The organism is Rhizobium sp. O111, from assembly GCF_055616315.1.
Window position 1 is genome coordinate 1,058,033 of record NZ_JBSHXL010000003.1, and the last position, 23,308, is coordinate 1,081,340.

General features: G+C 61.5%; 28 protein-coding genes, 2 pseudogenes and 1 riboswitch. Of the genes and pseudogenes, 11 read left to right on the plus strand and 19 right to left on the minus strand.

Annotation, left to right across the window (positions count from 1 at the left end):
• Positions 1 to 136 precede the first annotated feature (136 nt).
• From ACVTFQ_RS31010 to ACVTFQ_RS31055, 10 genes and pseudogenes are all read right to left on the minus strand, one after another.
• Positions 137 to 373: a hypothetical protein gene (locus tag ACVTFQ_RS31010; RefSeq protein ID WP_081993172.1), complete on the minus strand. Its 237-nt coding sequence runs from the start codon at positions 371 to 373 to the stop codon at positions 137 to 139.
• Between the two features lie 152 nt (positions 374 to 525).
• Positions 526 to 1,296, minus strand: coding sequence for a 2-keto-4-pentenoate hydratase (locus ACVTFQ_RS31015; RefSeq protein WP_470424538.1), 771 nt, complete (start codon positions 1,294 to 1,296; stop codon positions 526 to 528).
• A 504-nt stretch (positions 1,297 to 1,800) separates the two neighbouring features.
• Positions 1,801 to 2,066: pseudogene (locus ACVTFQ_RS31020) on the minus strand (type II toxin-antitoxin system prevent-host-death family antitoxin).
• A 206-nt stretch (positions 2,067 to 2,272) separates the two neighbouring features.
• Positions 2,273 to 2,800, minus strand: a complete 528-nt coding sequence (locus tag ACVTFQ_RS31025) for a 2'-5' RNA ligase family protein (RefSeq protein WP_470424539.1) — start codon at positions 2,798 to 2,800, stop codon at positions 2,273 to 2,275.
• A gap of 115 nt (positions 2,801 to 2,915) precedes the next feature.
• Positions 2,916 to 3,521, minus strand: coding sequence for a thiamine phosphate synthase (locus tag ACVTFQ_RS31030; RefSeq protein ID WP_470424540.1), 606 nt, complete (start codon positions 3,519 to 3,521; stop codon positions 2,916 to 2,918).
• A complete protein-coding gene (locus ACVTFQ_RS31035; protein WP_470424541.1) occupies positions 3,518 to 4,291 on the minus strand; it encodes a thiazole synthase in 774 nt (257 codons plus the stop codon). Before ACVTFQ_RS31035 ends, ACVTFQ_RS31030 begins: the two co-directional genes overlap by 4 nt.
• 3 nt (positions 4,292 to 4,294) lie before the next feature.
• On the minus strand, positions 4,295 to 4,492 hold the full coding sequence (gene thiS / locus ACVTFQ_RS31040) for a sulfur carrier protein ThiS (protein WP_470424542.1): 198 nt from the start codon (positions 4,490 to 4,492) through the stop codon (positions 4,295 to 4,297).
• On the minus strand, positions 4,489 to 5,463 hold the full coding sequence (gene thiO, locus ACVTFQ_RS31045; protein WP_470424543.1) for a glycine oxidase ThiO: 975 nt from the start codon (positions 5,461 to 5,463) through the stop codon (positions 4,489 to 4,491). The genes thiS and thiO overlap by 4 nt, the downstream gene beginning before the upstream one ends.
• A gap of 1 nt (position 5,464) precedes the next feature.
• Positions 5,465 to 7,291: a phosphomethylpyrimidine synthase ThiC gene (gene thiC / locus ACVTFQ_RS31050; protein ID WP_470424544.1), complete on the minus strand. Its 1,827-nt coding sequence runs from the start codon at positions 7,289 to 7,291 to the stop codon at positions 5,465 to 5,467.
• Between the two features lie 91 nt (positions 7,292 to 7,382).
• A riboswitch (TPP riboswitch) is annotated at positions 7,383 to 7,494 on the minus strand.
• 124 nt (positions 7,495 to 7,618) lie between these two features.
• Complete coding sequence (locus tag ACVTFQ_RS31055; RefSeq protein ID WP_470423900.1) at positions 7,619 to 8,815, minus strand: IS256 family transposase; 1,197 nt, start codon at positions 8,813 to 8,815, stop codon at positions 7,619 to 7,621.
• Positions 8,816 to 9,346: 531 nt separating this feature from the next.
• Here ACVTFQ_RS31055 and ACVTFQ_RS31060 point away from each other — a divergent pair.
• Positions 9,347 to 9,889 carry a DUF1330 domain-containing protein gene (locus ACVTFQ_RS31060; RefSeq protein WP_470424545.1) on the plus strand — a complete coding sequence of 181 codons (543 nt, stop codon included), beginning with the start codon at positions 9,347 to 9,349 and terminating at the stop codon, positions 9,887 to 9,889.
• 164 nt (positions 9,890 to 10,053) lie between these two features.
• On the opposite strand, the gene ACVTFQ_RS31065 is transcribed toward ACVTFQ_RS31060, so the two are convergent.
• Complete coding sequence (locus ACVTFQ_RS31065; RefSeq protein ID WP_470424546.1) at positions 10,054 to 10,272, minus strand: hypothetical protein; 219 nt, start codon at positions 10,270 to 10,272, stop codon at positions 10,054 to 10,056.
• A gap of 157 nt (positions 10,273 to 10,429) precedes the next feature.
• Between ACVTFQ_RS31065 and ACVTFQ_RS31070 the strand changes: the two genes are divergently transcribed.
• The 3 genes from ACVTFQ_RS31070 (at position 10,430) to ACVTFQ_RS31080 (ending at position 12,167) form a co-directional block, all read left to right on the plus strand.
• Positions 10,430 to 10,726 carry a DUF982 domain-containing protein gene (locus ACVTFQ_RS31070; RefSeq protein ID WP_470424547.1) on the plus strand — a complete coding sequence of 99 codons (297 nt, stop codon included), beginning with the start codon at positions 10,430 to 10,432 and terminating at the stop codon, positions 10,724 to 10,726.
• Positions 10,727 to 10,851: 125 nt separating this feature from the next.
• Positions 10,852 to 11,898 (plus strand): non-homologous end-joining DNA ligase, encoded by a 1,047-nt coding sequence (gene ligD, locus ACVTFQ_RS31075; protein ID WP_470424548.1) that lies wholly within the window; start codon positions 10,852 to 10,854, stop codon positions 11,896 to 11,898.
• Positions 11,899 to 11,984: 86 nt separating this feature from the next.
• On the plus strand, positions 11,985 to 12,167 hold the full coding sequence (locus tag ACVTFQ_RS31080) for a hypothetical protein (protein WP_470424549.1): 183 nt from the start codon (positions 11,985 to 11,987) through the stop codon (positions 12,165 to 12,167).
• A 324-nt stretch (positions 12,168 to 12,491) separates the two neighbouring features.
• Here the strand turns inward: ACVTFQ_RS31080 and ACVTFQ_RS31085 are convergent, their stop codons facing one another.
• The 3 genes from ACVTFQ_RS31085 to ACVTFQ_RS31095 are packed head-to-tail and all read right to left on the minus strand — an operon-like array spanning position 12,492 to position 13,186.
• Positions 12,492 to 12,701 (minus strand): GNAT family N-acetyltransferase, encoded by a 210-nt coding sequence (locus tag ACVTFQ_RS31085; protein ID WP_470424550.1) that lies wholly within the window; start codon positions 12,699 to 12,701, stop codon positions 12,492 to 12,494.
• Complete coding sequence (locus tag ACVTFQ_RS31090; RefSeq protein WP_470424647.1) at positions 12,632 to 12,958, minus strand: GNAT family N-acetyltransferase; 327 nt, start codon at positions 12,956 to 12,958, stop codon at positions 12,632 to 12,634. The genes ACVTFQ_RS31085 and ACVTFQ_RS31090 overlap by 70 nt, the downstream gene beginning before the upstream one ends.
• A gap of 24 nt (positions 12,959 to 12,982) precedes the next feature.
• Complete coding sequence (locus ACVTFQ_RS31095; protein WP_111563694.1) at positions 12,983 to 13,186, minus strand: cold-shock protein; 204 nt, start codon at positions 13,184 to 13,186, stop codon at positions 12,983 to 12,985.
• Positions 13,187 to 13,401: 215 nt separating this feature from the next.
• Here ACVTFQ_RS31095 and ACVTFQ_RS31100 point away from each other — a divergent pair.
• From ACVTFQ_RS31100 to ACVTFQ_RS31110, 3 genes and pseudogenes are all read left to right on the plus strand, one after another.
• A pseudogene (locus ACVTFQ_RS31100) lies at positions 13,402 to 14,524 on the plus strand (PAS domain-containing protein).
• Positions 14,521 to 14,946, plus strand: coding sequence for a response regulator (locus ACVTFQ_RS31105; protein ID WP_470424551.1), 426 nt, complete (start codon positions 14,521 to 14,523; stop codon positions 14,944 to 14,946). Before ACVTFQ_RS31100 ends, ACVTFQ_RS31105 begins: the two are co-directional and overlap by 4 nt.
• 186 nt (positions 14,947 to 15,132) lie before the next feature.
• Positions 15,133 to 16,854, plus strand: a complete 1,722-nt coding sequence (locus ACVTFQ_RS31110) for a sensor histidine kinase (protein WP_470424552.1) — start codon at positions 15,133 to 15,135, stop codon at positions 16,852 to 16,854.
• A 70-nt stretch (positions 16,855 to 16,924) separates the two neighbouring features.
• On the opposite strand, the gene ACVTFQ_RS31115 is transcribed toward ACVTFQ_RS31110, so the two are convergent.
• The 3 genes from ACVTFQ_RS31115 to ACVTFQ_RS31125 all read right to left on the minus strand — a co-directional run bounded on the left by ACVTFQ_RS31115 (position 16,925) and on the right by ACVTFQ_RS31125 (position 18,222).
• Complete coding sequence (locus tag ACVTFQ_RS31115; protein WP_111563691.1) at positions 16,925 to 17,299, minus strand: GFA family protein; 375 nt, start codon at positions 17,297 to 17,299, stop codon at positions 16,925 to 16,927.
• A complete protein-coding gene (locus ACVTFQ_RS31120) occupies positions 17,296 to 17,556 on the minus strand; it encodes a hypothetical protein (protein ID WP_470424553.1) in 261 nt (86 codons plus the stop codon). Before ACVTFQ_RS31120 ends, ACVTFQ_RS31115 begins: the two co-directional genes overlap by 4 nt.
• Positions 17,557 to 17,652: 96 nt before the next feature.
• Complete coding sequence (locus ACVTFQ_RS31125) at positions 17,653 to 18,222, minus strand: type 1 glutamine amidotransferase domain-containing protein (RefSeq protein ID WP_111563689.1); 570 nt, start codon at positions 18,220 to 18,222, stop codon at positions 17,653 to 17,655.
• 190 nt (positions 18,223 to 18,412) lie between these two features.
• On the opposite strand from ACVTFQ_RS31125, the gene ACVTFQ_RS31130 reads away from it, so the two are divergent.
• The 4 genes from ACVTFQ_RS31130 to ACVTFQ_RS31145 all read left to right on the plus strand — a co-directional run bounded on the left by ACVTFQ_RS31130 (position 18,413) and on the right by ACVTFQ_RS31145 (position 21,233).
• Positions 18,413 to 18,865 carry a DUF892 family protein gene (locus tag ACVTFQ_RS31130; protein WP_470424554.1) on the plus strand — a complete coding sequence of 151 codons (453 nt, stop codon included), beginning with the start codon at positions 18,413 to 18,415 and terminating at the stop codon, positions 18,863 to 18,865.
• A 152-nt stretch (positions 18,866 to 19,017) separates the two neighbouring features.
• Positions 19,018 to 19,611: an alpha/beta hydrolase gene (locus ACVTFQ_RS31135; protein ID WP_283193822.1), complete on the plus strand. Its 594-nt coding sequence runs from the start codon at positions 19,018 to 19,020 to the stop codon at positions 19,609 to 19,611.
• A gap of 35 nt (positions 19,612 to 19,646) precedes the next feature.
• A complete protein-coding gene (locus ACVTFQ_RS31140; RefSeq protein WP_470424555.1) occupies positions 19,647 to 20,537 on the plus strand; it encodes a hypothetical protein in 891 nt (296 codons plus the stop codon).
• Between the two features lie 276 nt (positions 20,538 to 20,813).
• Positions 20,814 to 21,233, plus strand: coding sequence for a hypothetical protein (locus ACVTFQ_RS31145; RefSeq protein WP_470424556.1), 420 nt, complete (start codon positions 20,814 to 20,816; stop codon positions 21,231 to 21,233).
• Positions 21,234 to 21,296: 63 nt separating this feature from the next.
• Here ACVTFQ_RS31145 and ACVTFQ_RS31150 read toward each other — a convergent pair whose 3' ends face one another.
• Both ACVTFQ_RS31150 and ACVTFQ_RS31155 read right to left on the minus strand, forming a co-directional pair.
• Positions 21,297 to 22,820 (minus strand): aldehyde dehydrogenase (NADP(+)), encoded by a 1,524-nt coding sequence (locus ACVTFQ_RS31150; RefSeq protein ID WP_470424557.1) that lies wholly within the window; start codon positions 22,818 to 22,820, stop codon positions 21,297 to 21,299.
• A gap of 133 nt (positions 22,821 to 22,953) precedes the next feature.
• Positions 22,954 to 23,139 carry a hypothetical protein gene (locus ACVTFQ_RS31155; protein ID WP_413393905.1) on the minus strand — a complete coding sequence of 62 codons (186 nt, stop codon included), beginning with the start codon at positions 23,137 to 23,139 and terminating at the stop codon, positions 22,954 to 22,956.
• Positions 23,140 to 23,308 lie beyond the last annotated feature (169 nt).

A 23,308-nucleotide genomic window follows, 5' to 3' on the forward strand; every position in this document is an offset into this window, starting at 1 on the left:
TTATTTAAGTCTATCGCCTTTTTAAACGAAGTGCGTCTTGCTTAAATAAGGGGTGAGGCCGACAATCGGTCAACTGCCGTCAGCCCAACCGATCATTGGCCTCTCTGATGTTCACGGAGCCGTTTGCTCCTGGCGCCTATGCTCTGCGATAGATGAGGTCCGGCGCGACGATCCATTCGCCTTGCCGCAATGCCGTCACATCAAGACGACCGCGCGGGTCACGTCTTGCAACGCCGGCGAAATGGTATCGCCGACCACGGCGATCTATAACGGATTCAGGAACGGTGCGGTCGCCAAGCCTGGCAACAATCGGTCCGCTGCGATCAGCAACGTCGAGCACGAAATACTCGTGCGGAATGCTTCTGCTGACCATCAGGATTGAGCCTCGGCGTCGCTTTGAATCGCTCGAGTAGCGGCGTGGTTTAGCGGGATCTGCCTTGTCGTCTTTTGCACGATCGGCCGCTTCTTTTTGATTTCGGCGACAAAGAGTGTGCGTGGGGGCATTGTTGAGCCTTCTGGGAGTAATTATGTGAAAACGCAGTCGAGCTGACCGAGCGGACCAAAGTCCGCGGCGACGTGCTGTCCGGCCAGAACCTGCAGGATGGTGGTGCATGAGCCCGTCGTGACGACGTCGGTTGGCTCCAGTTGACGCCCTTTCGCGGCGAGTTGGCGCGCGATCCAGACAACTGCATTAACTGGATCCTCCATGATTGATGAAGCCTTGCCAGAGACGACGGTCTCCCTGAACAGGAAAGTCGTCACCTCGATGGAGGCGAGTTCCGCAAGAGATGCTGCTGGCACGTGGTTACCGCACAACGTGGCGACATGAAGTCCGAAGTCGGCGATCGCGGGATTGTTGCCCCAAAATGTTCTCCGGGTTCTTCTCCCTAAAAGGCATATTGCCGGGCGGCAGGCGAGAATGGCATCGCGTGCGCTGCCGAGATCAATGCGTTCGCCCGCGTCGGGGTAGGGTCGAAGCAGGGTGAAGGCAAATTCGCATTGCACACCAATCGCGCCGGGAGGTAGTCGAAACTCCCGGGTGTTGTTAAGAAAGCTTGAGGCTGGGATTTCCGAGTAGATAGGTGATGTCAGGCCGAGGGTCCTTTGCGACCTTTCCGTCGAACCAGCAATCGCATAGCCTTTCCTCTCGAACCCCAGCGCATCCTGCGCGGCGGCCTGGATGTCGTAGGCCTCGCTTTCCGACGCAATCAATTGCAGCGGCAGATCGCAAAGCTCATCGTGGCGACGGCTTCGCGCAAGAATGTCGGCGGTCGCGTCCTTCAGCTCGAAATACATCTTCGTTTCCAATTCGACGTTACGACATCGGAGAAGATGGGCTTCAGCGCATAAGCGATCCATTCGCGGCGCCTCGCGAAGGTATTAAAATGTCATAGGACACGGTTGATCAAGAAACGAGGAGCTGAGTTCGCTCGTGGCGCGAAGCGCAAAGCGACAATGGGAGAAGAGCGCTAGATGGGAATGACCGGACCGTAGACTCAGTGCCTTTCGAGGCGATTAGCCTGCTCTTGCCAACCACGCCTGCTTGAACGCCAAGGACGGCCTCACGCACCTGCTCTTCTTGCTGTTACGACGCAGCCACTGGAGTCGGATCGTGGCGCCATTGAAGTTCACGATACGGAAGCACGCCGCGCCGGCTCGAGCGACCTGAAGCGCTGCCGGGTTATGGTCACGAGTACAATCATGATATCGCCGAGCCGCCCAGTCGCGCCCGACCTGCGTCGTGATCTCGCTCCGCTACCCCAGAGATACGGATAGGCGATGATTTATCCGGGAAGGAATTCACGGCTCATCGCCGTAACCTTCGCCGCGCGCCAGACGATCGATTTCCGCTTCAAGCAAGTCTATATGTTCCGAGGGCATTTCCGCCGCGCGATGTACTTTACCCGTATCGCCGCCCGTGCGCCGACGCTCGTCATGATCGTGGCTCATTAGGACAAAGCGCGACTTCCCATGCTTGGTCAGGACGACCGGCTCCCGGCTGGCGGCATCTGTGACGTCACATCACCGACCTGCTTATTGAGGTCACCGGTCGTGAACTGGCGCATGAAACGAACTCCGATTGAAGTTTCCAGAATATCCAGATTTTCTGCATTTGCGAGAAAAGGGTTGTTCGTCGCGGGTTTGCCATCGCGACGCAAGCTACCGCATGGCTGTCGTCCCGCGCTTTCTCTGTCCATCAAGCACAAGATGTCAGCGACTGCGTTATCACAAGCGAAACAAGCAATCAGGAGAGCAACCGGCGCGCATGCGTTTAGCTTGCATGCTGGCGTGCGTCGAACATCGTCGCCCACTCGGCGGCCCACGGACCATCAAGGTATCTCCATAGAACAAGCCCCGTGATGGTGATGCCGTGCATCTGGAAGCCCTCCGAGAGCTCACGATATAGCTTGTCCGCCCGCGCCGGTGCCACCTTGTTTTGTATGGTAATGTGCGGTTGCCACGTCCGCATGTCCTGAGAGCCCAGCCAGTTGATAAAGACTTTCCGCAGTTCATCCCTGATCGATATCAGCTCGGGGCTTTCGATACTGAAGGCAACTCCCATTCCCAGGTGGCGAACGCCAGTGACTTTCGCTGTAAATGGGCCTTGGTGGTCCGCGACGGACTGAAGACTTCCGGTGATGCGCTCAACATATTCACCCGGCAACCGGTGAAACATTGTCAGATGCGCGCGGAGAAAATTTTGCTCCGGCGGGAAATGCGTTTCGCGGAGAAGATCGAATGGCTGGAGATCGACCTCGGCAACGCGCGCGGTGAGGATTAGAGGCTTATTCGTCTTCAAATCGGCGCTCCGCTCCTCATCACTCGAATGGCTCCGCGATCCTATAGGAGAAACCACCAAGCGCGAACATCCCGTCATTGGCGTTGGCCAAGAACCGTCCAATCTCAACTTCGGCTTAGCGCCATGGCTTCGTGACCTCCAACCATTGTCGGGTGCGGGCCACGGGATCGGCATTGCGGGTAATGTCGGTGACCACGGCGGCGCTGTCGGCGCCGTGAGCGAAGACGCCGTCGATGCGGTCGATGTTCAGCCCGCCGATCGCCACCAATGGCAGGTCGCCGATCTTCGATTTCCAGGCGCATAGTCGCGGCAGTCCCTGCGGCGCCCATCTCATCTGCTTGAGGATCGTCGCGTAGACCGGGCCGAGCGCGATGTAATCCGGCCGGGCAACGAGCGCGGTCCGCAGTTCCGTTTCGTCATGGGTGGAGAGGCCGAGTTTGATATCGGCGGCGCGGATGGCGGCGAGGTCGGCTGTCTCCAGATCCTCTTGGCCGAGATGGACGAAATCGCAGCCCTCCCCGATCGCCAGCTGCCAGTAATCGTTGACGATCAGCTGGCAGCGGTATTCCGCGCAGATCGCCCGAGCACTGCGGATCTCTCGGCGCAGATCGGCCTCGGAGCGATCCTTGATGCGCAGCTGCACCAGCTTGACGCCAAGAGGCACCAGCCGTGAGATCCAGTCGACGCTGTCGACGATGAGGTAGAACGGATCGAGCATCATGCGAACACCGCCTGTCCGATAACCGGCGTCGATGGCACCGCCATGTCGCGGGGCTCCAGCATGCTCGCCTCGAACGCCTGTCGGCCGGCTTCGATGGCGCCCGCGAAGGCAGCGGCCATCAGGACCGGATCGCCGGCGCCCGCTACCGCGGTGTTGAGCAGAACGGCGTCGAATCCAAGCTCCATGACCGCTGTGGCATGCGATGGACGGCCGATGCCGGCATCGACGATCAGCGGCACATCTGGGAAATGTGAGCGCAGCGATCTCAGAGCTGTCGGGTTAAGCGGGCCGGCGGCGCTGCCGATCGGCGCGCACCAGGGCATCAGCACCTGGCAGCCGGCCTCCAGCAGCCGTTCGGCGACGACGAGGTCGTCGGTCGTGTAGGGGAAGACCCGAAACCCTTCGCCAACGAGAATGCGGGCCGCCTCGACAAGGCCGAAGACATCGGGCTGCAGCGTGTCGTGGTTGCCGATCACCTCGAGCTTGATCCAGTCGGTGGCGAACAGCTCGCGCGCCATCTTCGCCGTCAGCACCGCCTCGGAAACGCCGTGGCAGCCGGCGGTGTTGGGCAGCACCTTGACGCCCAGCGAGCGGATCGTCTCGAAGAAGGCGCCGCCATGGCGGCCGCCAGCGGTCTCGCGGCGAAGCGAGACGGTAACGATCTCGGTGCCGGAGCGGCTGACGGCATCGGCCATTATCGACGGCGAGGGGTAGCGCGCGGTGCCCAAGAGCAGGCGCGAGCGCAGATGCGTTCCATGGAGTTCAAGCATCGGTCAACCTCCCTGCATCGGCGACAGGATCTCGATCCGGTCGTCATTGTTCAGCAAATGGGCCGGCCGGTCCTCGCGGTGCACGAGTTCGCCATTGACGGCGGTCGCCAGCCAGTCGCCTTCGTAATCCATCAGCGCCAGCAACTCCTCGAGCGTGGCGGCGGCGATCTCCTTGGCTTCGCCGTTGACGATCAGTTTCATGATGCGTGTCCTCCCGCGGTATCGGTGTTGAAGACAAGGTCGGCCGCCCGCGTCGCCATGGCGGGCGCGAGCAGAAAGCCGTGGCGATAAAGGCCGTTCAGCGAGATCAGATTTCCGTGCTGCTCGACGCGGGGGAAATTGTCGGGAAAGGCGGGGCGGATGCCGGCGCCGGTTTCCACCACCGTCGCGTCGGCGAAGGCGGGGTGCAGCGCGTAGGCGGCGTTCAGCAGTTCCATCAGCGAGCGGGCTGTGATCGGACCTGCGAATTCCGTCTCGATCATCGTCGCGCCGACCATGAACAAGCCGTTGCCGCGCGGCACGATATAGACAGGCATACGCGGGTGCAGCAGCCGCACCGGGCGGTCGAGAGTGACCTCGTCCGTCCTGAGGTAGAGCATCTCGCCGCGGACGCCGCGCAGCGAAGCGGTCTCGTTGATGCGCGCCGCGCCGGTGCAATCGACGATATGGTCGAAGTCCTGCTTTTCGGGGATCGTTTCGACGAAGATGGCGCCGCGCGCGATCAGCTTGTCGCGCAAGGCAGTCAGCGCCCGGCGCGGATCGAGATGCGCTTCGCGCGGAAAGAACAGGCCCTGTCGGAAGCGACCGGCCATGCTGGGTTCGAGCGCCGCGATCCGCTCTTCGTCGAGCCATTCATACCCCGTCGTGCGGCCGGCGAAGCGCTTCAGCTCCGCATGGTCGCGCGCGGGCGCCAGCACCAATGTGCCGTTCCGTTTGACCTCGCGCGGCAGCATCGCCTCCCAACGGTCGGGCGCATCCTGTCCTTCGTGCAGCACGGCCTCGTCAGCGCTCTCGCGCTCGCACCAAGGCGCCAGCATGCCGCCTGCGAGCCAGGAGGCGGCGGCCGAAAAGCCCGCGTTCGGATCGAAGACGGTCACCTCGGCGCCTCGCGCGCTGAGTTCTCGGGCAACGGTGAGGCCGGCGACGCCGGCCCCTTTGACAAAGACGCGCATCTCAGCTGCCCGGTTGCGCGGTGGCGTCGACGGCCATGTAGAGATCGCCGCCGTCGCGATATTTCGCCGCCATGGCGTCCAGTCCCTCCTTCTGCGCTTCGGCGCGGATATCGTGGGAAATCCGCATCGAGCAGAATTTCGGGCCGCACATGGAGCAAAAATGCGCGACCTTGTGCGCTTCCTTCGGCAGCGTCTCGTCGTGGAAGCCGCGGGCCGTTTCCGGGTCGAGCGACAGGTTGAACTGGTCCTCCCAGCGGAACTCGAAGCGGGCGCGCGACAGCGCATCGTCGCGCAGCTGGGCGGCCGGATGCCCCTTGGCGAGATCGGCGGCATGGGCGGCGATCTTGTAGGTGATGACCCCGGTCTTCACGTCGTTGCGATCCGGCAGGCCGAGATGCTCCTTCGGCGTGACGTAGCAGAGCATCGCCGTGCCGAACCAGCCGATCATCGCCGCACCGATGCCGGACGTGATGTGGTCGTAGCCCGGCGCGATATCGGTCGTCAGCGGCCCGAGCGTATAGAACGGCGCCTCGCCGCAGACGGCCAACTGCTTGTCCATGTTTTCCTTGATCTTGTGCATCGGCACATGGCCAGGGCCTTCGATCATGACCTGGCAATCCTTGGCCCAGGCGATCTTCGTCAGTTCGCCCAGTGTTTCCAGTTCCGCGAATTGCGCGGCATCGTTGGCGTCGGCGATCGAGCCGGGCCGCAGGCCGTCGCCCAGCGAGAAGGACACGTCATAGGCGCGGCAGATGTCGCAGATTTCCTCGAAATGCTCGTAGAGGAAGCTCTCGCGGTGGTGATGAAGACACCACTTGGCCATGATCGAGCCGCCGCGCGAGACGATGCCGGTGACGCGGTTGACCGTCAGCGGGATGTATTGGAGCCGCACGCCGGCATGGATGGTGAAGTAGTCGACTCCCTGTTCGGCCTGCTCGATCAGCGTGTCGCGATAGACCTCCCAGGTCAGGTTCTCGGCGATGCCCTCGACCTTTTCCAGCGCCTGGTAGAGCGGCACCGTGCCGATGGGGAGCGGCGAGTTGCGGATGATCCATTCGCGGATGTTGTGGATGTTGCGGCCGGTCGAGAGGTCCATGACGGTATCGGCACCCCAGCGCGCCGCCCAGACCATCTTCTCGACCTCTTCGGCCATCGAGGAGGTGACGGCGGAGTTGCCGATATTGGCGTTGATCTTCACCAGGAAGTTTCGGCCGATGATCATCGGCTCGGCTTCGGGGTGGTTGATGTTGGCGGGAATGATGGCGCGTCCGGCGGCCACTTCCTGGCGCACGAATTCAGGCGTGACGTGATCGGGAATATGCGCGCCGAAGCTCTCGCCGTCGCGGATCATCGCGTCCGCCTTCGCCTCACGGCCGAGATTTTCGCGGATGGCGATGAATTCCATCTCCGGCGTGATGATACCGCCACGCGCATAGGCAAGCTGGGTCACGGCCTTGCCGTCGGTGGCGCGCAGTGGCTGGCGCTTACCCGGGAATTCGGGTGTCAGGCGCTCGCCGCTGGCAAAGCCGTTATCCTCGGGCCTTACCCGCCGGCCGTCATAGGCCTCGACGTCGCCACGGGCGAGAACCCAGTCGCGCCGGAGCGCGGGAAGGCCGCGCTCGATGCTGATGTCGGCGCCTTCGACGGTGTAGATGCCGGACGAATCATAGACCGTGACCGGCGGCTCGCCTGAGGTCGGGTGGACGCTGATCTCGCGCATGGGAACGCGGATATCCGGGTGGATCTGGCCCGGGATATGGATCTTGCGGGAGGCCGGCAGCGGGCCGGTGGTGACTGTGGGGGTGATGGTCTTTGCGGCGATATTCATGGTTTGAGGCTCCAAGTTTTCGATTGGAGACCCAGTCCTCAGCCGGAATGATGAAAAGACGCCGGCATGGAATCCACGCGGGAATCCCGGCCTTCGAGCGCTTGCACCGTCCCTACGCCAGTATGAACTGGATCAGGTTCAACGGGTCACTGCGCACGATAGCAGAATCTCAGCCCCTTGACGGGACACCCCTGGTGAATGACGCAAGGTTATTGCTGACTAACGGTCTGCGTCAAGCCGTGTGTCGGATTATTGGTCTGGACAGCCAAGTCCTCCGTAAACTGGTCGTGTACGGCAAGTCCTGCAAATAGCGGCTTGGCCTGCTGGTCAGGCTGCTTGACGCAGGTCGGCTTTTTTCATCTCCTTCAAGTCGTTCATGTTGAGATAGCGGTTTGCCTCGAGCCAGTTTTCGTGGGTCTCTACTGCGAGCGAACGGATGAGGCGTAGGCAACTGTCCTCGTTGGGAAAGATGCGCAGCACGATCGTCCTGCGTTTGATCTCCTCGTTGAAACGCTCGAGCATGTTTGTGGACTTCATGTGTTTGTGGTGCTGGCGAGGCAGCCTGTAGAAGGTGAATGTCTCCTCGATGGTCTCCTCCGCCCAGCTTGCGAGTTTGGGGTATCGCGGTGACCATTTTCTCAGCCAAGCAGCGAGATCGCTCTTGGCCTCTGACAATTCCCGGCGATCATAGATCCAACGCAGTTCCTGGAGGCAATCGTCGTCTGCTTTGCGCGGCAGGTGATCGAGTGCGTTGCGAAGGAAATGAACATAGCAGCGCTGGAACCATGCGTCGGGCAGCACCTCGCGAACGGCGGCGCGCAAGCCGGCATGGTCATCGGCAACGATGTATTCGACACCGTGCAGTCCGCGCTGTTTGAGGCCGAGCAGGAAGTCCTTCCACGACGAGTGGCTCTCTCGGTTGGCAAGCTCGACTGCAAGGATCTGACGACGCCCTTCCCAATCGATTCCGAGCGCGACAAGCACGGCGCACGAGCGAACGACACCTGCCTGGCGGACTTTCTCGTACTTCGCATCGATGATGAGATAGGCGAACGGCTCGTCCAGCCGCCGTTCGGCAAAAGCCGTCAAACTCTCGTCCAGTCGCTTGTTGATCGCGGATATCGTCGAAGCTGAGAAGCTGTGGCCGCATAGCTCTTCAGTGATCGCCTTCACCTTCCGGGTCGAAACGCCCTGAACGTACATCTCCGCCAGCGACGCTACTAGCGCCTGTTCGGAGCGTTGATAGCGCTCAAACAGCTCAGTTGAAAACCGCCCATCGCGGTCCTGCGGCACTCGCAGCTCCAGCTTGCCGACTCGCGTGATCAGCGTTCGATTGTAATGCCCGGAACGATAGCCGATCCGAGCCTCGGCCCGTTCACTCTTTGCGGCACCGAGTGCCTCGGTCATCTCGCCTTCCAGCATCTCTTGCAGCAGATCCTGCATAATCATGCGCAATGCGTCGTGGTTTGCACCCATCAAATCTTTGACGGCGGCTATCGATGGTTTATTCTCACTCCTGGTCATGGTGGGGCTCCTAGGGAGTTGGTGACGTTAGACATCACCAGCCTGCCATGGCCGCTCAAATCCTCAATAGATTTTTGCAGAACCTCCCGCACACTACCCGTAAACTTGCCTGATATCTCCTAGGTTGTTGGTTCGTACCCCATCAATGCGTACAGCTACTACCAGGCTGATATTCAGGCCGCCCAATATGGGACGTAACGCGCGTTACGCTTTCCTTGGCCGGGATCGGCTGGTGCGATGCGGTTGAGCTTAATCGACTCGGTAATAACGGCCGAGACTGCCTGATATTCGTCCATAGTGTTCGGCTTTCAGATTGTCGAATACCGTCGCCACGGCGCTCAGCCACTTCCTGCGGGACGCGCATCGTCGCTTCCTTGGGAATCCGGTTCGTGCCGTGAATCTCCCATTCCCGGTAGACGGCGTCACGTATTCCATGGCCCGCTTCGCGACGGCCAGGCTCCTCCTCGTGAAGCATGAGCGAGGTGCCGGGCAGGAGGCGACCGAACGCTTTTTTCGGGCGTGGCGGGACAGATGCGCTTTGCCTTCTCCAGTTTCGAGATCTGGCAGTTCGAAAGCGGAATCTGCTCACTTGTACGCTCCGCGTCGATCCTCGAGGAGCGGTATCCAGAGCGCCGGTCCGTACTTATGCGGCGTTGGCGCGAGCAAGATCGAGACCGGCGCTCGTTCCTGACAGTTTCTGACGGAGCGACCGCGTTTTCGCCCGACGTCTTTGCCAAGTTCCTAGCTGAAGAGGACGACGCTCCTGTCGTGATGCTGAACCTTCTACGGTTCGTCCCAGATGGCGGCCGTGAACGGCATTTGCAATACCTGAGACTGGCCGAACCCATTCTTGCCCGCTTTGGCGCACGGATCCTATTCCGTGGCGACGGCCTCGACGTTCTGACGACGGGGCAGGTGGAAGGGTGGGACGCGGTGCTGCTAGTGCAGTATCCCCGGCGGACCGCCTTCCGTGAGATGGTGGAAGACGCCGAGTACCAGAAGGCGTTCGAGGTGGGAAAGGCGGCGCTTGCAGATATCGTCCTGCAGCCTCTGCAGATCTCGAAAGGACTTTGAAACAACCTAGGCTGCCGCGCCGTAAAGCTGCGGCAGCCCTCATGCGCTTCGCGCGTTCGCACTGGAGGCGTGGCAGGGCTCCTCAAGCGGAAGTGGGTTTTCGATTCAAGATCCTCATCGTCCGTATCTGCGCCGCAAGCGCGAGCATCGCCTTCTACACCGTTTCATCCGATCTGTTCGATGTTGCTTGCGATGTCCTGGATGACTCTTTCAGCGGCGTCGTCGACGGGTGCGACCTTTCCAGTTTTTACAAGCAGACCCCTCAGCGCCCCGGACGCTGACACTCCCTTTTCGAGAAGCAGACGCCGGTCGGCAGGGGCTAGCGTCTCCACACGGTTCGCCGCCCGTACGAACTCTGAAATCATGTCGGTCGTCACGGTCAAAGGGAGTTCACCTCCGGCATAGGCTTGCCCGCGAACTTGGAAGAGTTGACGTCCCGAGACACTCTGCGAGGAGTGCCTTTTTCCCTGATCGTTTTCGTCACGGAACCGAATCGATGTTCACGCTTTGATTCGCTGAATGTCAGGAGAGTATCGCGTCATGAACAGCTCCCACGTCCAGGTTCATATCCGCCCGCTCCATGTCGAAATCGACGGTCTCGCGCGATACCGCCAGGCCTATACCGTAGACGAGCTTGCGGGCCTGCTGCTCAGCGTGAGCTGGCCCCTCAGCGGAAAACAGACGTCCGAGTTCCACCACGCGCTCGCGACCTCGCTCGACGCCTTGGAATTTTATATCGATCCGGAGGTGGCGCGCGCGGCATTCGTAGACGCCGCGCATGTCGCAGGGCTGCACGTGCTGCCGGACGACATGTCGGCAATGAAGCTCGCGGGTTGAGAAAAGAAGCCCCGCCTCGGGACGGAGCAGGCTGAGGTCATGCTGCACCCAGTTAGTTGAAGCCAGACGAAACCACTATCTCCCGCTCGTACGACGTGTTCCTTAGATCAGTGTAAGTAGTCCTCATGAGTAGCCGCCGACCATGCTCCCAGCCGCTTCTAGCCGACGACGCGCCAGTCAGGAGCCGCGCGAGAAAGCCCCGCGATCCCAAGCAGCCGCAACTGCCTTTCGACGCGATGCCGGAGAGAGTCGAGCCCTGCCTCGCGCAGCTCCGTCCGAAGCCGCCCGGCCGTGACAGGTATCTGTATGAAGTGAAGCTGGACGGCTACAGGCTGGCCATCCACATTGAGCCAAAACGGGTTCGCATCCTGACCCGCGGCGGGCACGACTGGACGCACCGATTTCCAGCCATCGCGGCCGCGGCGAAGGAACTGGGGGTGGCGACCGCCATCCTCGACGGGGAGGCGGTGGTCTACGACGCCGAAGGACGGACCGATTTCGGAGCGCTGCAGCAGAGCCTGGGCGGCCGCGGGGGAAAGCGGTCGTCGAGCGAGGCAATATTCGTCGCGTTCGACCTCCTCTATTTCGATGGACATGACGTCCGGGGCATGGAGCTTGCGAGCCGACGCCATCTGCTGGAAAGCCTGCTGGCCGACGCCCCGGAAGCGATACAGTTTTCCGAGGAGATCGAAGGGGACGGCGACGCCATCTTCGAAGCAGCCTGCGTGCACGGTCTCGAAGGCATCATCGCAAAGGACAGGGACAGTGCCTATCGATCAGGCCGTCTCGGCGACTGGTACAAGATCAAATGTATCCAGTCCGAGAGCTTCATGGTCGTCGGCTACGAGCGGTCGGCGTCCGCGCGCGGCGGGATCGGCAGCCTTCTCCTCGCCGCCTGGAGCGGCCACGACCTCGGCTACGTCGGATCGGTCGGAACCGGATTCAAGGAACGCGACGCCCAGGAGCTGCGCGGCCTTCTCGACAAGCTGGCAACGAAGAAGGCGCCGGTCGCTTACGAGGGTCGGCGGAAAAACGTCGTCTGGTGCCAGCCGACTTTGGTCGCTGAGATCGAATTCAGGGCATGGACGCACGACGGGAAGCTCCGCCATGCGGCTTACAAGGGGCTGCGCGACGTCCAGGACAATGCCGCCGTCTACCGGATCGAGAGCTGACATCCTGCACTTCAGTCCTCACGCGGACGGCGCGCAACATTTTTGGAATCTCGCGCGTTTCAGGTGTTCCGAAGAAGGAGACAGTCATGTCAAAACGCGAACTCATCGACACCGGAACCGACCAGCGCTACGTGCGCCGCGACGAGAAGGGACAGTTCAAGAAGTCGACCGACGTGGGCCGGTCTTTGTCCGCAGACAAGCGTCACAAGTCCAAGACGGAAGCGAAGCGCGGCGAAGGTGATCGCGGCGACCACCATGCGAAGCACTGATGCAGATCGGTCCGTCGTTCAACGAACTACCACCCGCGGAGCGTCAGGCCGTCCCTGAACGGCTTGCCGTCACCCTCGAAACAAACGCCGCGTGGGCGAACGACGAGGGCAACGACGCATTGGGAATGATGATGCGTTCGGTCGGCACGGCCCTGCTATCCGTTGCGGGCGATTTGGCCGATACGGATATCGCGCTCGCCGAGGACGTCGCCGTTCGGGCGGTCGGCCCGATCACACGTCCCATCTCAGACATCCTCAGTATGCCGTCGGGCCGACACTTCATTGAAAGCGTTGACGCCTCCCAAACCGCGGACTGCTTGTTCTTCAGCCTTCCCGTCGCGCCCAGGCCTTGCGGAGCGCCGCCATCGTCTGCCGATAGGTCTCGAAACCCATCCGCTCGTAGTAGGCCTGAGCCACGGCGTTGTCCTTGCCGATGAAGGCCTCGATCTTCGACAATCCTGCTTCTATCGCAGCCTGCTCGCTAGATGCGAACAGTCTGGTGCCGACGCCGGTTCGAGCTGCGTGCGGCGACACGTGGGTTCCAATGCCCCCCAGCCGACCGGCGTGTCGTAGGCGTTGCCCTCGACGGCTCGGATCAGTGACTGAAAACCGAGAAGGCTACCATCCTCGTCTTCGGCGAGACTGCAGCGTATGCCAAGAGGATTGGCGACGTAATGATCCCGAACATACTCTTCGTCCGCCGGCATCCTGCGTCTGCCCGCCGCGACAAGCGTCTCGAGCATCGCGCTCATCGACGCCACGTCATCCTTGGTGGCCGTCCTGATGTTCATCCAGGAAACTCCGCTCGATCTACGTCAGGCACCACGAACGTTCTCGGCTTTCGACTTGCCGGTCTTTCGATCCTGACCCACGTCGTACGACACCTTCTGCCCTTCGCGGAGCAGCGTCGAATCCTGGACCGCGCTAACATGGACGAACACGTCCTGTCCGCCTTCGTCTGGCGTTATGAATCCAAAGCCCTTGTCCTGGTTGAAAAACTTGACCGTACCGTAAGCCACTGAAAATCCCCTGGTTGGTATCCTGCGGTATTTCCTAGCGGCTCGGCCGGAGGCCCGCAACGGCTTCGCCGCCCTGTTGGGTATGGTCGGGGCCAACCTCCGCTCGAGGGTTGTTGCGAGAGGGGAACTGTCTGATGGAACCCACGCGCAATGCCGCCGTCAGTGGAACTATTCGGGCCGCCGGTCATTCCGCTCAGGATCAACAAGGGGCGATAATGCCAGATAATGACGGCAGTCAGAGCGACACTCGACGTGCGGGCAAGCGCCTCGCAGCGGCGCGTGTCCGAGAGGATCCCTTCGCGGCCGCCTTCAAGGCGACGCGCATGCCCGATGATCGTCACCGACCCGAACCAGCACGACAACCCGATCATCTTCTGCAACACGGCCTTCCAGAGACTGACGGGGTATTCCAACGACGAGCTTGTCGGGAAGAACTGCCGGCTGCTCCAGGGGCCGGAGACAAGCGGGGACACGGTCCGCCGCCTCCGCGAGGCGGTATCCAATGGGATGGACATCTCGGTCGACATTCTCAACTACAGGAAGGACGGCAGCACATTTTGGAACGCGCTGTTCGTCAGTCCGGTGTGCGACGACGACGGCGACATCATCTACTTCTTCGCCTCGCAGCCCGACTTCACGAACATCAAGAGCAAGGAAGCGGAACTTGCCGCCGCGCGACATCAGGCCGAGGAGGCCGTCGCCGAGCGGACGGGCGACCTTCAGGAGTCGCTCGCGGCCAGGACGCTTCTCGTTCACGAGGTCGACCATCGGGTCAAGAACAACCTTGCGACGCTTGCCTCGATCGTGAATATGCAGGTGCGGCTGACCGAAGACCAGGCGCAGCGTCAGGCTCTTCTTTCGGTCCTAAACAGGATCGAGGCGATCAGCACCGTGCAGCGCAAGCTGTTCACCACGAACGACGTCGCAAGGTTCGACATCGGGGATTTCGCGCGGGAGCTCGTGACCGATCTCCTTGAAGCGCTAAAGCGCGACGACGTCAGGCTGACGATGGACGTGTCGCCCGTATTCGTTCCCGCGGTGAAGGCGACGCCTTTGTCGCTGATCGTCAACGAGCTGGTAGGCGACGCCGTCCGACGAGGGCTGGCCGACGGCGGTGGCGAAATCCATGTCGTCGTGCGAAGGCTCAACGGACACTTTCTCATCCGAGTAGAGGACACGTCGGAGCCGGTGGAGCCAGACCCCGGCAGCGCCGAACTCGGGCGGCGCATGCTCGAGGCGTCGGCCAGGCAGGTTGGCGCAACGATCGAACAAAAGATGGAAGGTCGGCGCAATGTCGTGGACGTCACGCTTCTCGTAGACAAGGACACACCGCAGTGAAAGTGATGATCGTCGAAGACGAGATGCTGCTCGCCATGGAGCTGGAGAGCGAAGTCGAAGCCGCCGGGCATGCCGTGGTCGGAATGGCGTCAAGCAGCGATCAGGTTCCTGATATGGTTTGTGAAAGAGGCCCAGTGTTCGCGTTTGTCGACATCCACCTGCAGGATGGCCCCACGGGCATCGAGGTAGGGCGGATGCTTTCCGGAAAAGGGATTCCCCACATCTTCGTCAGCGGCAACATCAAGAAGTTGCCACCGGATCTCGCTGGGGCTCTCGGCGCGATCGAGAAGCCATATACGATGAACGGGATGCAGAACGCGCTTGCATACATCGACGCCCTGGTTCGTGGAGACGAAGGCCGTCTGCCTCCTGCGAGCCTGGTGCTCGCGGAAGACGTAGCGTATACGCCCCGCGGCCTTTGAAGATTTTGCCGACGTTTTCTCCTGGCGACGCCACGTACCCTGCCTTCGGCCTGACGAGCCCTCAGGCCAGGCAGTCAGGTTAATGTTCCGCGTAAGTTCACATCCACCTTTTATATCGGCGCGGAGTATGCGAAGGTCCGCTACCGTATATGGGGGCATCCTCATGCAGTCGAAAGGACCGCGGTGGTGCTGATAGCCGATTCCACCGAATTCAGGACGCCGCTCGCCAATCTGACGAAAGCGACCTCCGCCATTTCACGTGCGCGCACCCTCGACGAGGTGGTCGCGATGATACGCGCAAGCGCGCGGTCTCTCGTCGGATGCGAAGGGATAACCGTCGTTCGGCGCGAGGGCGACCTTTGTCACTACGTCGAGGAAGACTCGATCGCACCGCTCTGGAAGGGCGAGAAGTTTCAAGCGTCCGCATGCATTTCTGGCTGGTCGATGATCAACCGCCAGACGGTTGTCGTCCCCGACCTCCGGCAGGACGACCGTATCCCGCACGAACGCTATGACGGCACGTTCGTCCGGGCCGTTGCAATGGCTCCTATCCGTCGCGAAGACCCCGTCGGCGCGATCGGCGCATACTGGTCGCAGGCATACGAGCCGACGCGGTGGGAAGTCGAAACGCTGGAGGCGTTGGCCGAGGCAGCGGCGACTGCCGTTGAGAATATCGGCTTCACAGGGAAGTTGAAGTTGGACAGATCTCCGGCTTCTTTATCTCCAGATGCCGTACCGGGCGACTATCGAGCCGACATCGAGGCGATCGCCGGGATCGCGGCGGTTCCCACCATGCTCGACGTCGCGCTCCGAATGACCAAGATGGGCTTCGCAGCCATCGCTCGGGTCACCGAGACGCGGTGGATCACCTGTAGCTCCCTCGATCATGTGGGCTTCGGGCTGAAGGCTGGTGACGAGTTGCCGATCGAGAGCACGCTCTGCGACGAAATCCGCGATCACCGACAGCCGATCGTCTTCGATGACGCGTCCGCGGATGATCGCTACAGGGATCATCACACGCCCCGTATCTACGGCTTGAGAAGCTACATCTCCATGCCGATCATCCGTGCGGGCGGCACCTTCTGGGGCACGTTGTGTGCGATCGATCCGAATCCCGCGAAGGTCGACAACCCGCAAGTCATCGGAACGTTCAAGCTTTTTGCGGAATTGATCGCACATCATCTGGACGCTGGCGACCGCCTCCGGACAACCGAGGCGTCGTTGGAGCGCGAGCGCGAACTCTCGGAGCTCCGGGAGCAGTTCATCGCAGTGCTCGGGCACGACCTTCGCAATCCGCTCGCAGCGATCGACGCTGGGACGAACCGTCTTCTCAAGGAAGGTTGGACCGAGCGAAGCCCGCTCGTCCTCAACCTGATGAAGGCGAGCATTTCACGGATGACCGGACTCGTCGACAACATCATGGACCTTGCACGCGCGCGTCTTGGCGGCGGAATCTCCCTTGACTTGGCGGAAGCCGACCTTGTCGAGACGCTGCAAGTTGTCGCCGACGAGATCCGTTCGGCGCATCCTGACCGCGAAATTCGTCTCGAACTGGACTTCCCGCAGCCGACAGTCGTCGACCGTCTCCGGGTCGCACAGTTGTTCTCGAACATCGTGTCAAACGCGGTCACCCACGGATTGGAAGATCATCCCGTCCACATCACGGGGCGCCATGGCCCGGACGGCATCGAAGTCAGCGTGCGCAACTCAGGTTCTGCAATCCCCGAGGAAGACCTCGAAAGGCTGTTCATGCCGTTCAAGCGCGGCGCTGCCTCCCGCGGCGGGCAGGGGCTGGGTCTCGGACTCTACATCGCGCTGGAAATTGCGAAGGCTCACGGCGGCACTATCGACGTCTCTTCGGATGAGACAGGAACCTGCTTCACCTTCAAGATGCCGAGGGGACGCTAGAAAACGTAGCGTCCGAGCCTCGGTGTGATAAAGCGAGGAAGCGTTGGCCGATCCCCGGTCGATGAACGGATCATGTTCGATCTTCGTCGAACTGCTCGGCACCTGCGATCGGAGCCAGCCATGATTCCCGGCGCTTCACCCAGAGTTCGTATGTCGGCTTCAGCGGCGTCGGCGCGTCGGAAAGAATGCCAAGCTTGATCTCGGCCTCCTGCTCATCGGCCGAAAACAGCCGCGATCCGCAATTCGGGCAGAAAGATCGTCCGCGAAACTCGCGGGTCTGACCTGTCGTCTCGAACTCGCTTGCTGGCCATACTGCGTAGAACGTAAACGCTGATCCGCTCTCCTGACGACAGTCCGTGCAGTGACAGATGCCGATGCGCAGAGGCAACCCGCGAACCGCCACCTTCACATCACCACAAGAGCAAGACCCTACCAGCGTGGTCATGCCGACTTCTCCGCCGCATCGTCGACGACGTCGGTCTCCGGACGGTCTCCGCCAGAAGCATGTTCCGTCTGCCAGCGTCCGTTGGCGAGCTGATAAGAAATCTCGGCGTCGCGGCCTTCCAGGTGCTGCCGCTCGGCAGCCGATCTTGCCGCGGCAAGCGCGGCGTCATGGTCGAGAAAGGACTCAGACCATACGTCCCCGAGCCGATACGCGAAACCTCCGTCATGCTCGGCAACGTGATAGGTGATCTTTGTCATGTGACCTACTCCTGAACTAAGAAAGTGAGTGCTCGATGCGCTCCCATGATGCGGCGTGAAGCGCCGGGGGGAACCGACGCTTCCTTGTATATTCCATCAGGCGCTGCGTGCCTGTTCCGGATGTCTGCCTTCACCAAATTCCTCGACGATCTTCGCACAGAAAGCTGGAAGGTCATCGGGTTTCCGGCTTGTGACCAGCCCCTGATCGGTCACGACCTCCTCATCGACCCAGGTAGCGCCCGCATTCTCAATGTCTTTCCGGATCGAAGAATAGGACGTGACAGTGCGTCCCCTCAGAACGTCGGCCTGAACCAGAAGCCAGGGGCCGTGGCAGATCACGCCGACCGGTTTTCCCTGCTCGAAAAAGGAACGCACGAACGAAACGATATCGTCATCCGCCCGAAGCTTGTCGGCGCCGACGGTCCCGCCGGGGATCACCAGTCCGTCGAAGTCGCCAGCCGAAACATCCTGCACGGTCTTGTCCACGACATAGCTGCCGCCGGGATCGAGATCGCCATTGTTCGTCTTGGCCTCGCCGGCCTCGATCCCGACGACCGTCACAGTCCCGCCTGCGGCTTCGACTGCTTCCTTGGGCTTCTTGAATTCGGGCTCCTCGGTGCCGCGCGGCGCGATTAGAACGGCGATCTTTTTCCCTTCGAGGGTCATGTCATCTCTCCAATTTGGGTTGAGGTTGGAACGCAATGTCTAGGTTGAAACCCGCGTGTACCGTCGAAGTTCCGGCCAAGTGTGCCGTGTCATCCTCAGAATGTACGATAGAGGACGGTCCGCCCGGCGGCGGAACAACCCTGCAGGCATCTCGTTCCCCGGTCTCCTCAAACCCAGCAAGGAGAACGATATGGTCACGATGGTTGGCAACGAATACGACATCAAAGGTCTTGTCAAAAATCTGCTCTACTTGGAGCACGATGCGATCGCCGCATACGATTCCTGTATCGAGCGGCTCGATAGCCGTGAACTCGCAAGCCAGATTTCAGCCTTCAAGGAAGACCACCTGCGGCACGTCGCGACGTTGACCGAGATGGCTCGCGAACTCGGTATCGAAGCCCCGACCGAAGGCGACATGAAGCAGATGCTAACGACCGGCAAGATCGCGCTCGCCGACCTCATGGGTGATTCCGCGATCCTGAAGGCAATGAAGACGAACGAAGACGATACGGTCACGGCTTACGAGCGCGCGTCGCGCCACGAGGACGCGATTCCTGAGTCAAAGGCGTTCTTCATGAAGGCGCACCAGGACGAGGAACGTCACCGTGCCTGGATGAGCACGACTGCCGACACGCTGTCTTGAAACCGAAGGCCCGCATTAACATCTAAGGGTCACCACCGAAAAGCTCGGCCGAGTATCGCGACATGATTGTCGCCCTGCACGGCCGCGCGGTGAAGAGGGCGCTCCGTCATGAAGACGTCGAGCGCCCTCTGTGTGTTTAACGAGGAGTTTCAATGATCCATGGTTCGCTTGTCATCTTTCTGCATGGTTTTGGCGCGTCCGGCGCTCAGCTTATGCCGATGGCCTCTTCCTGGCGCGCTGGTCTTCCGAACACCCGGTTTGCTGCCCCGGACGCTCCGGTGCATCACTGGCGCGGCCACCAATGGTTCTCGACCGAAGGCAACCCGCTTGATCCGGCGAGGGTAATGGCTGCCCGAGAAGCATTCGACGGACTGATCGACCACGTCGTCCGGCGCGAGGGCTTCGCCGAAAGCCACGACAGGATCGCCTTCGTTGGCGTCTCACAGGGTGCGATAGTAGCCCTCGACGCGGTCGCTTCCGGCCGATGGAAGGTCGGCGCGCTCGTGTCCTTCGCGGGGCTTCTCCCGCCACAGCCCATCTCGCCGTCCAGCAAGGACACGCCGATCCTGCTCGTACACGGTCGGGCCGACGCGACGATTCCTGCGGCTGCCTCGACGCTCGCGGCGGCGCGGCTTGGAGCGGCAGGCTTCAAAGTTGAACTCGATGTCGAACCCGGCGTCGGACATACGATTTCTAGCACCGGCGCTCGGACGGCGTTATCCTTCCTGCAGAAATCGCTTTCCTAACCGAAACCCGACGATCACCTGACCGTTTCCTTGTTATGACCGAAGACAACCACGAAGAGACCAAGGACACCGACCCTCCGCGGGAGAAGGTATCCTTCCCCTTTGACCGGATGACTGTCGCGCGCTTTCGCGAGACCTTTCCGAATGCCCGGTGGTCGGACAGTCTTCAGGCCTGGACGGTTCCCGGCAAGACCGCTCGAAAGCGCATCGATCGATGGCTCGCCTCCGAAGCGGATCGAAGGGCGCCCTACGAAGAGGAGCGCGGCCGCGACGCCTACCAGTTTGAACCCATCCTCAGCCCCTATCTGCAGGTCTACGACCGCGGCTTCCGCATCAAGACACCCTTCTCGCGGACGGTCGTCGACGAGCTCCGGCAGATCGCTTTCGCCCGATGGGACGGCGACGATAAGGTTTGGGAGGTGCCGTACGCATCCTACGACGACCTCCAGCAGCGATGGGAAGCAATCGAGGAGGCCGCGAAACGAGCCGAGCCTGAGGAGCGCAGGAAACGTGCCGAGGCCCGCAAGGGTACCGAAGAGGAGGCGAAAACCAAGCGGCGGCTGTCCGAGCGCAGGAAGAAGCGACTGCCTGTGCCGAGCGACGATCTCCCGCCGCTCGCTCGGCCTGTGGCGACAGTCGCTTTCGGGATTGTCGTTATCACGGAGATCACCGGAGAACTCGTCGACCCCGAAGAGGTTGCCGAGCACCATCCGGACGCCGACGACGAGTATGTCTGGGCGGGCTGGCGTGCCGCCACGTTGGAAGAACTCGTCCATACCTGGCCGGCTCGCGCGGAACCGGGAGGATACGAGCGGGCTCGAGGGTGGTGGCAGCCGACGCTCGAGGAGTTGCGTGTCGCGAGGAGTTCCGCGAAATCCAGGGAACGGCGACGGACCAATCGCGATGCCGTTGGACCGTCGCCTTGATATCGACGGATTGCGAGACTACAACTTGTTCATCGGGATTGCTGATGCGCTTCAGAGAGTGCCGCTCGCGATACCCCGTCTACCGGCTTTGACCACGGATGTACTGGCAGGGATAGGAAGACGAACGAAAGGTCGGCGCTATTTCGCCCCGGCCTTTTTTGTTTGCCGCGGTCAGGCGAGACGAACCTTCCGGAACGTCCCAGGGATCGCACCGCAGTTGTCCCATGCATGCGCTGGGACGATCCTCCGGCTGTCCAATCACGCCGGGAGTAGATCATGGAGTTCGCACTGTTTTCCCATCGCGAGCTGGCAGCTCGCCAGGGTTGGAAAGTCGACACGGCTCGCAAGACTGCGCATCGGCAAGGGTGGGACAAGTCAACATCGCCGGACGGGACAAATGTGCTGGTGAAAGTGCCGACGTCTTTCTTGCGTCCGGAGGGCAGGGATGACCCAGCATATAAAGGAGGCCGGAGCGTCGTTCGAGGTCGCCTACAATCCCGCTCGTTTCAAGGGCGTCGAATCGGCGACGAAGCCTTGCTGAAGGGGAACGAGGGCCATCTGGAAACGATGGGCTTCACAGGAGGTCTGGCGTACAAGTCGTTCGACCTGCAGAGGCCGGGCCTCCTGCTAATGCATATGAAGCCGGCGCTCATGGCTTCGATGTTTGCGGATGCGGTTTCCGGGCGAACCGGCTGACCGGGAGCAGGGCTGCTCTAGCAGGTTTCCCGCGGTACTTTGTCCCGCACCGCGCGCCGATTGCTACCGCAGCGCTGCCGGACGGATCGCCTCCGGGAAGTCCTGGTAGGACACCGGTCGCAGGAACCGGTAGATCGCAAGCGTACCGACGGAGGTGGATCGCCCATCGGCTGTCGCCGGATACGGGCCGCCATGAACCATGGCGTGCGAGACCTCTACCCCTGTTCCGAACCCGTTCACCAGCAGCCGGCCGGCGAGCATCTCAAGTTTCGGGACGAGTCGGCGAGCGTCGTCGAGATCGCCGGCGTCGACATGCAACGCGACGGTAAGCTGGCCCTCGAGGGCGTCGATTACTTGCTCCAGCTCTTCGAAGTCCTTGCAGCGCACCACCAGCCCTGCCGCGCCGAAGACTTCGTCCTGCAGTTCATGATGTGCCAGGAGCGAGGCGGCCGACGTCTCGAAGAGCGCGGCCACTCCGTCGTAGTCCCCGCCGGTCTTTCCCTTGGCGAGCATCGACACCTCGGAATGCTGTTCGAGGCGGCCAACGCCCTCACGAAACGCCTTGGCGATCGACGGCGTCAGCATGGTCTGCGCTCCTGTTTCCGGAAGAAGCTCGCTGGCCTTGGTGATAAAGACCTCTAGCCCGTTGCTGTCGACAGCCAGTATAAGGCCGGGGTTCGTGCAGAATTGTCCGGCGCCTAGCGCAAGCGATGATACGAAGGACGTCGCGATCTCCTCGGCGCGGTTCTCCAGCGCACCCGGAAACAGGATGACGGGATTGATGCTGCTCATCTCGGCATAGACGGGGATCGGCTGCTTGCGTTTGGACGCGATCTCCATGAGTGCCGTTCCGCCTCTGCGCGAACCGGTGAAGCCGACCGCGCGGATCTTCGGGTCGGCGACGAGCTGCTGCCCGATGTCGAAGCCCGTGTCGAACAGGAGAGCGAACGTACCTGCAGGCAGGCCGGCCTTCAGCACGGCGCGTTGCACTGCGCGTCCGACGAGCTCGGAGGTGCCCGGATGCGCGGAGTGTGCCTTCACCACGACAGGGCAGCCAGCGGCCAGAGCGGAGGCGGTGTCCCCGCCGGCCACGGAGAAGGCGAGGGGGAAGTTGGAGGCGCCGAAAACCGCGACGGGGCCGACAGGGATGTTGCGAAGACGAAGGTCGGGTTTCGGCGCCGGCTTGCGCGAGGGATCGCCCGCATCGAAGCGAAGTTCCTGGAACCTGCCTTCGCGGACTTCCTTGGCGAACAGCCGGAGCTGGCCGGTCGTACGGGCGCGCTCTCCCTCCAGCCTTCCGCGGGGAAGGCCCGTCTCGGCCATGGCGCGTTCGACCAGCTCCTCGCCGACGCCCTCGATCTCGGTGGAGATCGCCTCCAGGAAGGCGGCCCGCGTTTCAAGGTCGGTCTCGCGATAGACGTCGAAAGCTTCCCATGCGAGACGGGTGGCCTCCTCGACGTCGGCAGCCGAAGCTCCACCGAACGAAACGGGCAGGGCGGTTCCTGTCGCCGCTTCGATACCTGTAAATTCGCCGTTAGAACCACGTCTTTCCGATCCCGCGATCAGCAGGCTGCCGTTGATGGTCATGATGGAATGCCTCCGATGAAAAGTAATACTTTTCGATATAGGTGCTCTCTGTGCGGATTTCTACCCGCTCCGAACACAGGCGTTCATGTATTGGGCGAAATGCACCGGTAACCGGCTGGTTGCCTTTAGGCTTTCAGGTGTGAGACTGCGCGGTAGCCAAGCTCTCGACAGCCTCCCGTACCAGGCGCAATCTCTCAAGTTCCAGTGCGGCGTCCGGAAGTGCGCGGTGGGCAGGCACGGCAGGCTCGGACCGGGCGATGACATTGGCGACGAGCGCAGCCGCGTCCACGCCACGAACATCGCGGTCTTCAGTCAACATCAAGGCACCTTCGACGAAGAGGTCGTCCGACTTACGGACTCGAAGAGCATGTCGTGGAACCCCTCCGGCCCGAAGCAGGACGCCGAGCCATTTCCCATCCCATGACGGCGAGCTCGCGAAGAGATCATATTCGAAAGCGTGGCCATCATCTCCTGCACAACGATTGATA